This is a genomic window from Novosphingobium naphthalenivorans NBRC 102051 (assembly GCF_001590985.1).
In the GTDB taxonomy this organism is placed as follows: Bacteria; Pseudomonadota; Alphaproteobacteria; order Sphingomonadales; family Sphingomonadaceae; genus Novosphingobium; species Novosphingobium naphthalenivorans.
This window is the reverse complement of sequence record NZ_BCTX01000040.1, coordinates 33103-45924: the sequence shown is the minus strand read 5'-3', so window position 1 is coordinate 45924 and position 12822 is coordinate 33103. Positions and strand designations below refer to the sequence as shown.

Genomic DNA, 12822 nt, shown 5'->3' with positions numbered 1-12822 from the left:
CTAGATAGCCCGGACGCGGAAGATGTCGGCGCTCAGTGCGGCTTGCCGCGCAGAGCGCCGATCATATGCACCAGAACGGCGATGACCGTGCCCAGCACCAGCCCCACCAGCGCCGAAGCCAGGGCATAGCCCAGCCATCCCGCAACCGGCCCCAGCGCGCCCGTGCTCGCGGCCAGCACATGTTCGATACCGTGAGCGGCCTGCGCGGGTTGCGGGAGGCCCAGCTGCTCAAGCCCGTGCAGGATGATCCCGCCGCCGACCCAGAGCATCGCCACCGTTCCGACACTGCCCAGGACCTGCAGCACCACCGGCATCGCCTTCAGCAGGAAACGGCCGACAGCCTGCGACGCCGCGCCGGACTTGCGCGCGAGATGCAGGCCGACATCGTCCATCTTCACGATCAGCGCCACGGCACCATAGACGCCCACGGTAATCAGCACGCCCACCACGGCCAGAGCCACGGCCCGCGTCAGCAGCGTGGCATCCTCGATTTGCGAGAGCGCGATGGCCATGATTTCCGCTGACAGGATCAGGTCGGTACGGATCGCGCCGGAGACGCGGTTGTTTTCAAACGTGACCGCATCTTCGACCGGGTCTTCCAGCGTCTCGCCATGCTTTGCACCGCCCAGCTTCTCCAGCACCTTCTCCGCCCCCTCGAACGAGAGGTAGCAGCCGCCCAGCATCAGGATCGGAATGATCGCCAGCGGCAGCAGCGCGCTCAGCAGCAGTGCCAGCGGCAGCAGGATCAGCAGCTTGTTGCGCAAGCTGCCCTTGGTGATCTTCCAGATCATCGGCAGTTCGCGGTCGGGGGTGAAGCCCGTGACGTAGCTGGGGGTCACGGCGGTATCGTCGATCACGACACCGGCCGCCTTGCTGCCAGCCTTGGCAACCCCCGCCCCGACATCGTCGAGCGAAGCCGATGCCGCACGGGCAATCACCGAGATGTCATCGAGAAGAGCAACGAGGCCGGAAGGCATGAAACAATGATTCCCCGTTCATGAAAGTTATCAAAAAGGGAATGCGGGCGTTTTTTTTGGCAATCAAGCTAAACAGCCGGAAACCATAGAAATAACAGCAATTTTGGGTGCCTCGCGGATGACCGGAATGCGACAAAATCGCACCAATCGCCCGCAATCCCTTAAAAGCCCTGCGCCCCCCGCCGTTCTCCTTCATGTCCGAAGGGTGCCCCTCAACGGCGCTCACAAGCGACTGAAAACTGGGGAATTAAGCATGTCTGTTATCAACACCAATATCAGCGCCATCCGCGCTTCGAACGCTTCAATTGTCGCCAGCAAGATGCTGGGCACTTCGATGGAACGCCTTTCCACCGGCAAGCGCATCAACAGCTCGAAAGATGATGCCGCCGGCCTCGCGATCGCCACCTCGATGACCTCGCTCATCAAGGGCATGAACCAGGGCATCCGCAACGCCAACGACGGTATCTCGCTGGCCCAGACCGCCGACGGCGCTCTGTCGGAAGTCACCAACATGCTGCAGCGTGTCCGCGAACTGTCGGTCCAGTCGTCCTCGGGCACCTACCAGGACACCGACCGTGAAGCGATGCAGTCCGAAGTGTCGGCCCTGACCGAACAGATCAGCGACGTGCTTTCTCAGACCAAGTTCAACGGCAACACGCTGTTCTCGACCACTTCGGGTTCGGACGTGTCCTTCAACATCCAGACCGGCGCCAACTCGGGTGAAACCGTCACGCTGACTTCCACCGCGATCGACGGCACCAACCTGACCTCGGCGGCGCTGGACGTTTCGACCTCGACCGCCGCCTCGACCACGATCGACAACGTCGATGCCGCTCTGGCGGACGTCAACTCCACCCGCGCTTCGCTGGGTGCTGGCCAGAACCGCCTCGAATCGGCGATCACCAACCTGACCAGCAACGTGACGAACCTCTCGGACGCCCGTTCGCGGATCGAGGACGCCGACTACTCGCTGGAAACGACGGCGATGTCCAAGGCGCAAATTCTCTCGCAGGCTTCGACCGCGATGCTCTCGCAGGCCAACCAGAGCCAGCAGAACGTCCTGAGCCTGCTCAAGTAATCCCCAGCGAGACCCAACCAGGTCCCGAAAGCACCCGGCGGGCAACAATGCCCGCCGGGTCAACTGGTTTTCAGGCGGCAGGCAAACTTGCCCCTGGGGTTGCTCCTCCAGACATCTTGTCAATTTTATTGATAGTCAATATTATTGACCAATAGTCTCTGACGGAGTCTGCGATGCAACCGCCCCCCTGGTACGCCGATATTGCCACCCCCGCCCTGCTGCGTCATGCCCGCACCACATACGGCAAAGCCATGCGCAAGGCGCTCGACGATGCCGGGTTCGACGACATTCCCGCCAACGGTCTCGATGTTCTGGGAGGACTGGCTCATGGTGTGCGCGGTGTCCCCATCGGCCAGCTGGTACACGAACTCTCGGTAACAAAGCAGGCGGCCGGGCAGCTTGTCGATACGCTCGTTGCGCGCGGCTACCTTGAGCGCACCCCCGACGGAAAAGACCGGCGCCAACTGCTTGTAACGCTTACCGAGCGTGGATTAGCCGCAGCCGAAGTGCAGGCCGCCGCCCGCGAGACGATCGACGACTTTCTGCTGGACCGTCTTGGTGCGCAGAAAGTGGAAGCGATGCGCGAAGGTCTGGCCGCCCTGATCGAGGCGCGCACGAAAGATTTCGTTCCGCACTGACGCCCGGCGCTCAGAACTCGACGTCGAGTTCTTCCATTTCCTCCGGCTCGGCCTTGGCCGCCGCGACCCATTCCTGCATCGGCGCCCAGTCCGCGATCGTCTGGCAATAGGCCTCGCACGGCGGCGAAAGCGCCACAGCATAGCTGACGAACCGCGTCGTCACCGGCGCATACATGGCATCGGCCACGGTCGGCTTTTCACCGAACAGGAACGGCCCGCCATAGCGTTCCAGGCAATCGGTCCAGATCGTCTCGATCCGTTCGATATCAGGCCGCGCGCCGGAGAAGACCGGGAATTTCTCGTGCTTCACTTTCAGGTTCATCGGCAGGGCCGAACGCAAGTTGGTGAACCCCGAATGGATTTCCCCCGAGACCGAGCGGCAATGCGCCCGCGCGATCGGATCGGCCGGCAGCATCTGCGCATCGGGAAACTGTTCGTTGAGAAACTCCGCGATCGCCAGCGTGTCCCACACGCTGGCGCCCTGGTAGTTCAGCCGCGGGACCAGCACCGAAGGCGAAAGCAGCAGCAACTCGGCCCGGTTGGCGGCGTCGTTGGGAACCTGCCGTTCAGTGACATCGAGTCCGGCCAGCTTGCACAGCAGCCACCCGCGCAGCGACCAGGCCGAATAGGTCTTGCTGGAAATCGTGAGCGTTGCCCCGACTGCAGCCTCATCGGTCATGACCTTTACCTCCGGCATCTTGGTTTTGCTTGCATCAGCCTATGACGCAGTGCAGCATAAATCCAGAGCGGATTGCATGCCGGTAATCGATTCCCGGCATTTAGAGCCGCCGGGGAAATTGTTGCACATGCTCTATCAGGCATATCAGGCCTATTGCGACATGATGGCGCCCGCGCGTCTGGCGGCCCGTTCGGCGACCGCCTTTCGGGATCGTTTTCTGGACGGCGCGGAAGAGATGCCGTTCGCACGCCGCCTCTTCGCACTCGCGGAAGTCTTTCATAAGTCAGCAATTACACATCATCGTCCGCCCTATGGCATTGACGAAGTGCTGTGCGGAAACGCGCTGGTCAAAGTGCGCGAGGAAGTGGCGCTGGACCTGCCGTTCGGCAACCTGCTCCACTTCGCCAAACCCGAAGTGACGGCGCCGCAGCCCAAGATTCTGGTCGCCGCCCCGCTTTCCGGCCACTTTGCCACCTTGCTGCGCAATACGGTGGAAACCCTGCTGCGCGATCACGACGTCTATCTTACCGACTGGAAGAATGCCCGCGACGTGCCGGTTTCGGCCGGCCCTTTCGGGTTTGAGGACTATACGGACTACGTGATCCGCTTCCTGCAGGAAATCGGCGATGCTGAAGCGGGCCGGGGCGCGCATGTGCTGGCGGTCTGCCAGCCCTGCGTGCCGGTGCTCACCGCCGTCGCCGTGATGGCGCAGAACGATGATCCGCTCCAGCCGCGCACGATGACGCTGATGGGCGGGCCGATCGACACGCGCGAGGCGCCCACTGTCGTCAACGAACTGGCGACCGGGCAGGCCTACGAATGGTTCGAGGCCAACCTCATCCATACTGTTCCCTGGCGCTACAAGGGCGCGGGCCGCAAGGTCTATCCCGGCTTCATCCAGCTCATGGCCTTCATCTCGATGAACATGGACCGCCACACCAGCCAGTTCCGCAAGCTCTATCAGCATATCGCCGATGTGGAGCAGGCCGAGGCTGCCAAGATCGTCGATTTCTACGACGAATATCTCGCCGTTCTCGACCTCACCGCCGAATTCTATCTGGAAACGATCGACAAGGTGTTCCAGCGCGCGCTCTTGGCCAAAGGCGAGCTGCAGCATCGCGGCCGCACCGTGGATTGCGGTGCCATCCGCAAGACCGCGCTGCTCACGGTCGAGGGTGAACGGGACGATATCTGCGCCGTCGGGCAGACGGCCGCCGCGCACTTGCTCTGCTCCAGCCTGCGGCCGCATCTCAAGCGCCATCACCTGCAGCCTGGCGTCGGGCACTACGGCGTGTTCGCAGGCTCGAAGTGGGAAAAGCAGGTCTATCCGCAAGTCCGCAATCTGGTTCTCGCCATGCATTGATCCCGCTCCCCGCGCTCCGCCTTTCTTGACGCAAGTCGATGACAAGAGGGGCAAAGGACGATACGGGACTTGCGGATGCACCTGATTCGAGCCTTCCTGCAGCGGCATTTTCATGTCGCTGCCGTGATTCTGGCGCTTGCGCTGGCGATGAAGGCGTTCGTGCCCGCGGGCTACATGATCGGTTCGACCGCGTCGAAATCCTTCACGGTAGAGATCTGCGATGGCCAGGGCGGTTCGGTCCTGTCCAAGCTGACGATTCCGGGCAAGGACGGCAGCGCGGCTGACGAGCATACCAAGGCCGCCAAGGACTGTCCGTTCACAGCGCTGTCGATGCATCTGCTGACGGGCGCCGACGACGGGCTGCTCGTCCTCGCGCTGGCCTTCATCCTGGCGCTGGGCTTCGCACCCACCCCGCCGCTGCGGCTGACCCGCATCGGCTTCCTGACGCCGCCGCTGCGAGGACCACCGGCCCTTTCCTGAAACGCGTCCGCCGGCCTGCCACGGCAAGGCCGCGGGCGTGCTGACGCGCCGCACCTGATCCGCGCTGCTTCCGCGCGGATACGGGCCGCGCCGTACTCCCATGCGATTTCAGGATTAGACAATGTACAAGCATACCCGCGCCCTGCGCGCTGCCCTTCTGGCCACCTGCCCGCTTTTCGCCACCGGCCTTTTCACCCCTGGCGCCCATGCGCAGGACAGTGGCACGGCGCTTCCGGCCGTCGATGTCGAAACCACCGGTGAAGTCACGGCTGGCAGTCCGCTCGCCGCCACCAGCCTCTCGTCCGCGGATCTGAAGGCCAGCGACCCGACCTCCACCGATACCGCCAGGGTGCTGACTTCCATTCCGGGCGTCAGTGTCAATTCGGGCGGCGGGTTCTCCTCGATGCCCGTGATCCGGGGCCTGTCGGAACAGCGCATCAAGGTGCTGGTGGACGGCCAGCCGATCGATGCGGCCTGCCCCAACGACATGAATTCGCCGCTGTCCTACACCGTGCCGCAGACCCTCTCTTCGGTCTCGGTGATCCCCGGCGTCGCGCCGGTGAGCATGGGCGGCGACAATATCGGCGGCGTCATTGCGGTCTCCGGTCCCGAACCGCGTTTCTCCACCGACGGCACCCTGCTGCTGACCGGCGAGGCCTCCGCCTTCTACCGCTCGAACGGAGACGGCTTCGGCGGCGCGGTGACGCTGACGGCGGCGGGCACCAACCTTTCCGCCACTTACACCGGCTCCTACACCCAGTCGGACAATTACAAGGACGGCGGCAGCATGGGCACGGTGCGCTCCACCGAATATGCCAAGACCGATCATGCCCTCGCCCTCGCCTGGCAGAACGCGGCCGGGCTGTGGGAGATCAAGGGCGGCTATCACTTCAGCCCCTACGAAGGCTTCGCCAACCAGTGGATGGACATGACCTCCAACAAGAGCTGGTTCGTGCAGGGGCGCTACCGGGGCGTGTTCGACTGGGGCAATGTCGACTTGTCGGCCAGCTACCGCGACACCGACCACGAGATGAATTTCCTCGCCGACAAGCTGCCCGGCGACATGCCGATGAACACGCAGGTCCACACTTTCACCAGCGCGGCGAAGTTCGAACTGCCGCTGTCGAAGCGTGACACCGTGAAGTTGGGCCTCGAATACCACCACCAGTGGCTCGACGATTACTGGCCTCCGGTCGAGGGCTCGGCGATGATGAGCCCGAACACCTTCGTGAACATCAATGCCGCCCACCGCAACCGCATCGGCGCCTATGCCGAATGGCAGGCCCAGTGGTCGGACACGCTCTCCAGCGTGGTGGGCGTGCGCTACGACCGCGTCGAAATGAACACCGGTGACGTGCAGCCCTACGGCACCTCGATGATGCAGATGGCCGACGTCATGGCGGCCAATGCCTTCAACGCCATCGACCGCAACCGCAACGACAACAACTGGAACGGCTCGGCGATCGTCACCTGGGCGCCGGTGGACAGCGTTTCGGTCGAACTCGGCTATGCCCACAAGACCCGCTCGCCCAATATCTACGAGCGCTATTCCTGGGGCCGCGGCACGATGGCGAGCCGCATGATCGGCTGGTTCGGTGACGGCAACGGCTATGTCGGCAATCCCGATCTCAAGCCCGAGCGCGCCGATACCGTCAGCGCCACGCTCTCGCTGGCCCCGGCGCAGGGTGTGTCGCTGAAAGTCTCGCCCTACTACACCCACGTCAATGACTACATCGACGCGGTCTATGTGCAGGACCTGCTCACGCCGATGGGTATGCCCACCGACTTCGTGCAGCTGCAGTTCGCCAATCTCGATGCCGAGTTCTACGGCGTCGACGTCTCGGGCGAGGCGGTTCTGGCGGGCACGCGCGAGAACGGCACGGTGGTCAGGGCCTCGCTGGCCTGGGTCCATGGCGAGAACCTGACCGAGCATCTGCCGCTCTACCACCAGATGCCGCTCAATGCGAAGCTGGGCGTGGCGCACCGCACCGGCGCGCTGGAACTGGGCGGCGAAGTGGAATGGGTGGACCGCAAGGACCGCGTCGATCCGCGCCGCAATGAGCCGGAAACGGCCTCCTACGCCCTCGTCAACTTGCGCGCGGCCTACACGCTCGCCGGATGGCGCCTGAGCGTCGAGGCGCAGAACCTGTTCGACAAGGGCTATTACCTGCCGCTCGGCGGGGTTTCGATCGGCGATTACAAAGCCACCAGCGATCTGCGTCCGGTGCCGGGCATGGGCCGTTCGATCAACGTCGGCCTGAGCACGAAGTTCTGAGAAAGCGCATGCGCCCTGCCTTCCCCGAGGACAGGGTCTCCGGCCGCTACACCCTTGGCCGGGGAACACACATGCGCCAGAGCGCCGCGCTGGCGGGCAGTTTGTTGCTGAACCTTCTGCTGCTCGCTGGCGTGGTCGCCGCCATGCGCGGACCGGACCTCCTTGCCCCCGGTGTCCGGTCCGCGCTGGTAACGGTTTCCATGGCGCCAGAGCCCCGCAAGACGGCCCCGCCGCCGCCACCGGCCGCAAAGCCGGAGGCCAGGCAGGCGGTCGCAGCGGGCCAGCCCCTGCCGGAACCCAGCCCCGCGCCCGTCCTGCTCCCGAAACCGGGGCCGGCACCTGCCAGCACCTCCGCACCGGCCGCGCCGCAGCCCAAGGCCGAACCGCCACGGCCCGCAGCCGCTGCTGTGCCCCGGCCCGAACCGCGTCCGGCGGAAGCTTCCGCCAGCCAGATCGACGCCTACCGCCAGCAGCTCTGGCAAAGCATCCTCGCCGCCCGCCCGCGTGGGACGGCCGGCACGGGCACTGTCACGATCCGTTTCCGCATCGACCGCAGCGGCGCGCTCGTCTCGGCCGCCGTCACGGGATCGAGCGGCCAGTTCATGCTGGACCGCACCGCCCTGCAAGCCGTGCGCAAAGCGGCCCCCTTCCCCGCGCCGCCCGCAGACATGGACGACGCGGCCCTCACCTTCACCGTGCCGGTGAACTTCCACCGGTGAAACCCGGCAGATCAGGCCGCTCACGCGTAGGGATAGGCCTGAAACGCCTCCAGCGCCTCGGCCCGCGCCGACAGCGCCGCAAGTCCGGGCAGTGCCGGCACATCCAGCCCATCGGGCACCATTTCGCGGGTGAACCGGAAGGCAACGGCACTGGTGATGTCCGCCTGAAGCGGGCTATCCCCGAACAACCACGGATCGGCCTTCGCGGCTTCTTCCTCCAGCAGGCGGTAAGCGGCGGCGAGTTGCCCGCGAACCCGGTCGAGCCAGGGGGCGTGCTGCTTTTCGGCCGGGCGCAGATTGTGTTCATAGACGATCTGCACGCTCTTCTCGCAAGCGGCCAGAGCCAGACCGATGATCCGCTGCGCACGGGCATGGTCTTCGGCACTGTCCGGGGCAAGGCTGCGTCCGGGCGCGGCCAGCAGCGCGGCATGTTCGAGGATCAGGCCGGAATCCATCAGCACCGTTCCCTCCGCCGTAACCAGCGTGGGCGCTTTCACGACCGGATTGATTTTCGCGAATTCATCGAAGTTCGAGAACACCGAAAGCGGTGCATGGGTGAACGGCAGATCCTGCATCGCCAGAGAAATCGCGACGCGGCGGACATAGGGCGAATCCAGCATTCCGATCAGTTTCATGGCTACTCCTTGCCGCTGCCGGCCCCCGGTGGAGCCAGGACCAGGGTCTAGCCGGGCCCGCGAATCCCTGGCCAGTGGCTGAATTGGCCATTATCGTAAGAATCATGCCAAAGCCTTCCGCCCCGCTCGTCGCCGCCCTCGTCTATGACGGATTATGCACGTTCGAATTCGGCTGCGCCTATGAAGTCTTCGGCCTCGCCCGGCCGGAGATGGGGCCGGACTGGTATCGCTTTGCCACCGCGGCTGCGGCGCCGGGGCCGGTTCGCGGCGGCGGCGGCGTTCAGGTCCATCCCGATGGCGGGCTGGACCTGCTCGTCGAGGCGGACACGATCGTCCTGCCGGGATGGCCGGGCCCCGATGCCAAGGCCCCCGAGGCCCTGCTCGACGTGCTGCGCCGGGCCCATGCGCGAGGACGGCGCATCGTATCGATCTGCGGCGGCGCATTCGTTCTGGCGCAAAGCGGCCTGCTCGACGGCAGGCGCGCCACGACACACTGGCTGCATCAGCAGCGGCTCGCCGCCGGTTTTCCCGAAATCGCGATCGACCCCCACGCGCTCTACGTCGAGGACGGCAATATCCTGACGTCGGCGGGAAGCGCGGCGGGGCTCGACTTGTGCCTTCACGTGGTGCGCAAGGATTTCGGTTCCAGCGCCGCCAACAGCGTCGCGCGGCGGCTGGTCATCGCCCCGCATCGCGATGGCGGCCAGTCCCAGTTCGTGCAGCGCCCGCTGGTTCCGCCTTCGGGGCGACGGGTCTCCGCCCTGCTGGACACGATCCGCACCCGGCTCGGCGAGCCCTGGCCGGTCGAACGCATGGCGCAGGAAGCCCGTGTCAGCGTGCGCAGCATCCAGCGGCACATCCGCGATGCGACCGGAATGCCGCCCGGAGAATGGCTCCAGACCGAACGCCTTGCCCATGCACGCGATATGCTGGAGGAAACGAAGCTTTCCATCGAGGCGATCGCCGCCATGGCCGGCTTCGGCTCCGCCACCAATTTCCGCCAGCACTTTCGCGCCGCGGTGGGCCTGCCGCCGGCGGCCTACCGCAGCCGGTTCCACGCCGGGATCGCGCCTTGACGATCAGCCTTGCGGAAAGGCCTCGTGCCCGAGATTGGGCCAGAGGAAATTGGTGCAGGTCAGCATCACGCTGAAATCCAGCGCGCGCACCTGATGCCACCAGCCGATCGGAATGAAGAGCATATCGCCGGGGCCCAGCTCGACATCGTAAGGCGTCACGTTGCGGGCCAGCGGGTGGGCCGCGATCCGCGCGGGATCGTCAAGATCGTGCACCGCGCTGAAGACGTGGCGGTGGTTGTACATCCAGCAGGTCTGCGAAGGCGGCACCAGCCGGATCCGCTTGCGGCCCGCCACCTGGATCAGCAGGTTGTTGGTGAGGTCGAAATGCAGCGGCGTAAAGGTGCCCGCCGGCCCGAACCAGAGCATCCCCGGATCGGCGGTCAGATAGGCCCCGACCGGCGCGATATCCGCCATCAGCGGCGCGAAGGCAGCGGCATTGGCGGCGTTGTTGTAGGCCGTGATATAGGCATCGTTGCCTTGCCCGCCGGGCTGCGTGACCATGGCAATGAACGCGTCGAACGGCAGCGTGTGCCGGTGCCGGTCCTTGGCCAGTTCGAAATCGCCCGCCCCCTCGCGCCCGCCCTGATATTCGACCGGCACGCTGCCCACGGTTTTCGCGAGGTACTCGGGCGTCCACTTCGCCAGCGCGGGCCAGTGATCCACGGCCCCTTCGATCACCACCGGGCGGCCCGGCGCATAGAAGTGATCGAGGAAAGCCTGCCCCGGCAAATCGCGGCAGCGCATCAGCGCGCTCGCCTGAACCGAAAGCCGTCGCTGCCGTTCCTGCACGCCCATGATCCAGTCCCGCCGGGCAAGCGCGAGCGCCTCGCCCGACGGCGCCTGCGGTGCGGCGGCCTGTGGAGCGGCGGCCTGCGCGGACCCCGAAGCCTTTCGCGGCCCGCCGGTATAGGGCCGCGGCGCACCAAGTCCGGCCAGCCCGATCGAACGCAGCGCCGCATCGAGCTTCGCCCTCTGCGCGCCTTGCGGCGTGAGCGATCCCGTCACCGGAGCGCCGCTATCCTGCCTGCCGTCCTGCCTGCCGTCCTTGCCCCCTGCCATCGAAGCGATCCTTTCTGCCAACTGCCTGCCCCGCACCCTGCAACCCATGGCGGCAAGCATCCAGCCGCGATGCCGCGCGGGCGTTGCGGGGATATTTCAGGGGGGAGCGGCATTGTCCCGCTTGGCGAGCGGCAACGCTCGTGCAAAAACTTCCAGACACAAGCGAGATCTGAATTCATGGCGAAGCGCGTTTTTTCACGGAAGGCGGAAGAAACCATCACATCCGATGAAAATGGCATCTGCTACGAACGGCAGTTTCCGCTCTGGCTCCGTATTTTCTTGATGCCCTGGGCGCTTCTCTGCCTTCCTTTCCTTTTCCTCTATTGGGACAGTGCACAATCCGTCGACTGGGCAAATCCTCCCATCGCGGGGGCCGTTTTTGCAACCATCTGCTTTGTGATCCTCCCCCTCGGCTTCTCGGGTCTCATTCTCGGGCTCGCGCTGTTCGGAGTTGCAGTGGACCTGAGACTGGACGCCAGATCGGGCGAGACGGCCCTTCGACGGAAGTCCCCGCTGCGGAACCGCGTAACCCGCTATCCCCTCGCTGCCCTGCAAATCGCCAAAGTGGAACTGGAAGCCGACCATCCCGCTTACGATGCCGCAATTGTCACGTTGAAAATGCCGGATGGCGTCAAAGTGAAGATGGGATGCTTCTTCCGTGACGAAGATGCCAAATTCTGGGTGGCGCAGATCCGCAAAACCATCGACGCTGCGCCAGAAGCTTAAACAGGCCCGACGACGGGGATGAGGCCGCACAGCAGACGCCTCCGCCCGGGCCGAAACCATTTTCCTACAGCCCCCGCCGCGCGGTATTCTCGGCGCATGTCCCTGCCCCTGCTCTCCCGCCCCGCCGCTCCAACGCCTGCTGCCACAGGCCCGGCCCGAAGATCATCGCCTTACCGTGCCACCATGGGCCGGTGCGCGACGGCAGGTTTGAGCATCCGCCGCAAGGTGACACTTCCGCCCGCACAAAGTGACACTCCCGCGCCGCAAGGTGACACTTTTGCCCTGCAAGGTGACACATTGGAGCCCAAAGTGACACCTTTTCCCCCTGGACTGTGTAAACCGTGTCAACCTGTCACCTTGCGACACATGGCCCCGCGGGTGCCAAACCGCTTGCAATCCGCGGTATATCCGCTAAGGGGCCGCCTTCCCCGTGTTCGGGGAAACCGAAGAAAGCCGGAGGGGCCCCGCAATCCCGCGGACAAGCCAGCGATCGGTTAGATGAATGAAAGGAAGCTGCCGTGGCTCTTTATGAGCACGTGTTCCTGGCTCGCCAGGATCTCAGCCAGTCGCAGGTTGATGCGCTGGCCGCCGCCGCCACCGAGATCGTCGAGAGCAACGAAGGCAAGGTCCTCAAGACCGAGACCTGGGGCCTCAAGAACCTCGCGTACAAGATCAAGCGCAACCGCAAGGCTCACTTCGTGATGCTGAACATCGAGTGCGCCGGTGACGTTGTCGCCGAACTCGAACGTCAGACCCAGATCAACGAAGACGTGATCCGCTATGTGACCATCCGCGTCGACGAGCACGAAGCTGGCCCGTCGGTGATGATGCGCAAGAACGACCGCGACAACCGCCGTCGCCGCGAACGCGAGGGAAACTGATCCATGGCACGTGCATTCTTCCGTCGCCGCAAGTCCTGCCCGTTCTCGGGCAAGAACGCGCCGAAGATCGATTACAAGGACGTCCGTCTGCTGCAGGGCTTCATGTCCGAGCGCGGCAAGATCGTCCCCAGCCGCATCACTGCGGTTTCCGCCAAGAAGCAGCGCGAGCTGAGCCAGGCCATCAAGCGCGCCCGGCACATCGGCCTGCTGCCCTTCATCGTGAAGTAAGGAGGACT

14 protein-coding genes are annotated in these 12822 nt (G+C 64.7%); 10 read left to right on the top strand and 4 right to left on the bottom strand.

What is annotated here, in order from left to right; translation table 11 throughout:
* Positions 1–32: 32 nt before the first annotated feature.
* The gene (locus tag NN5_RS14195) at positions 33–977 is read right to left on the bottom strand and encodes a DUF808 domain-containing protein (protein ID WP_067734754.1); all 945 of its coding nucleotides are present in this window, start codon (positions 975–977) and stop codon (positions 33–35) included.
* Positions 978–1230: 253 nt separating this feature from the next.
* Between NN5_RS14195 and NN5_RS14190 the strand changes: the two genes are divergently transcribed.
* Together NN5_RS14190 and NN5_RS14185 are read left to right on the top strand one after the other, a co-directional pair.
* Positions 1231–2055, top strand: coding sequence for a flagellin N-terminal helical domain-containing protein (locus tag NN5_RS14190; RefSeq protein ID WP_067734753.1), 825 nt, complete (start codon positions 1231–1233; stop codon positions 2053–2055).
* Between the two features lie 173 nt (positions 2056–2228).
* Complete coding sequence (locus NN5_RS14185; protein ID WP_067734752.1) at positions 2229–2693, top strand: MarR family winged helix-turn-helix transcriptional regulator; 465 nt, start codon at positions 2229–2231, stop codon at positions 2691–2693.
* A gap of 10 nt (positions 2694–2703) precedes the next feature.
* Here the strand turns inward: NN5_RS14185 and NN5_RS14180 are convergent, their stop codons facing one another.
* A complete protein-coding gene (locus tag NN5_RS14180) occupies positions 2704–3372 on the bottom strand; it encodes a glutathione S-transferase (RefSeq protein ID WP_067734760.1) in 669 nt (222 codons plus the stop codon).
* 127 nt (positions 3373–3499) lie between these two features.
* Here NN5_RS14180 and NN5_RS14175 point away from each other — a divergent pair, with 127 nt between their 5' ends.
* The 4 genes from NN5_RS14175 (at position 3500) to tolA (ending at position 8209) form a co-directional block, all read left to right on the top strand.
* Positions 3500–4735 carry a polyhydroxyalkanoate depolymerase gene (locus NN5_RS14175; RefSeq protein WP_067734751.1) on the top strand — a complete coding sequence of 412 codons (1236 nt, stop codon included), beginning with the start codon at positions 3500–3502 and terminating at the stop codon, positions 4733–4735.
* Positions 4736–4810: 75 nt separating this feature from the next.
* Positions 4811–5215, top strand: a complete 405-nt coding sequence (locus tag NN5_RS14170) for a DUF2946 family protein (RefSeq protein ID WP_067734750.1) — start codon at positions 4811–4813, stop codon at positions 5213–5215.
* 121 nt (positions 5216–5336) lie between these two features.
* Complete coding sequence (locus NN5_RS14165) at positions 5337–7490, top strand: TonB-dependent receptor plug domain-containing protein (RefSeq protein ID WP_067734749.1); 2154 nt, start codon at positions 5337–5339, stop codon at positions 7488–7490.
* Between the two features lie 8 nt (positions 7491–7498).
* Positions 7499–8209 carry a cell envelope integrity protein TolA gene (tolA, locus tag NN5_RS14160; RefSeq protein WP_084384939.1) on the top strand — a complete coding sequence of 237 codons (711 nt, stop codon included), beginning with the start codon at positions 7499–7501 and terminating at the stop codon, positions 8207–8209.
* A 20-nt stretch (positions 8210–8229) separates the two neighbouring features.
* Here the strand turns inward: tolA and NN5_RS14155 are convergent, their stop codons facing one another.
* Positions 8230–8844, bottom strand: coding sequence for a glutathione S-transferase family protein (locus tag NN5_RS14155; protein ID WP_067734747.1), 615 nt, complete (start codon positions 8842–8844; stop codon positions 8230–8232).
* Between the two features lie 104 nt (positions 8845–8948).
* Here NN5_RS14155 and ftrA point away from each other — a divergent pair, with 104 nt between their 5' ends.
* On the top strand, positions 8949–9920 hold the full coding sequence (gene ftrA, locus NN5_RS14150) for a transcriptional regulator FtrA (RefSeq protein ID WP_067734746.1): 972 nt from the start codon (positions 8949–8951) through the stop codon (positions 9918–9920).
* Between the two features lie 3 nt (positions 9921–9923).
* On the opposite strand, the gene NN5_RS14145 is transcribed toward ftrA, so the two are convergent.
* Positions 9924–11000 carry a cupin-like domain-containing protein gene (locus NN5_RS14145; RefSeq protein WP_245656494.1) on the bottom strand — a complete coding sequence of 359 codons (1077 nt, stop codon included), beginning with the start codon at positions 10998–11000 and terminating at the stop codon, positions 9924–9926.
* 156 nt (positions 11001–11156) lie between these two features.
* Here NN5_RS14145 and NN5_RS14140 point away from each other — a divergent pair, with 156 nt between their 5' ends.
* From NN5_RS14140 to rpsR, 3 genes are all read left to right on the top strand, one after another.
* Complete coding sequence (locus NN5_RS14140; RefSeq protein WP_067734745.1) at positions 11157–11705, top strand: hypothetical protein; 549 nt, start codon at positions 11157–11159, stop codon at positions 11703–11705.
* 518 nt (positions 11706–12223) lie between these two features.
* Complete coding sequence (gene rpsF / locus NN5_RS14135) at positions 12224–12586, top strand: 30S ribosomal protein S6 (protein WP_067734744.1); 363 nt, start codon at positions 12224–12226, stop codon at positions 12584–12586.
* A 3-nt stretch (positions 12587–12589) separates the two neighbouring features.
* Complete coding sequence (gene rpsR, locus NN5_RS14130; RefSeq protein WP_039284546.1) at positions 12590–12814, top strand: 30S ribosomal protein S18; 225 nt, start codon at positions 12590–12592, stop codon at positions 12812–12814.
* Positions 12815–12822: the final 8 nt, after the last annotated feature.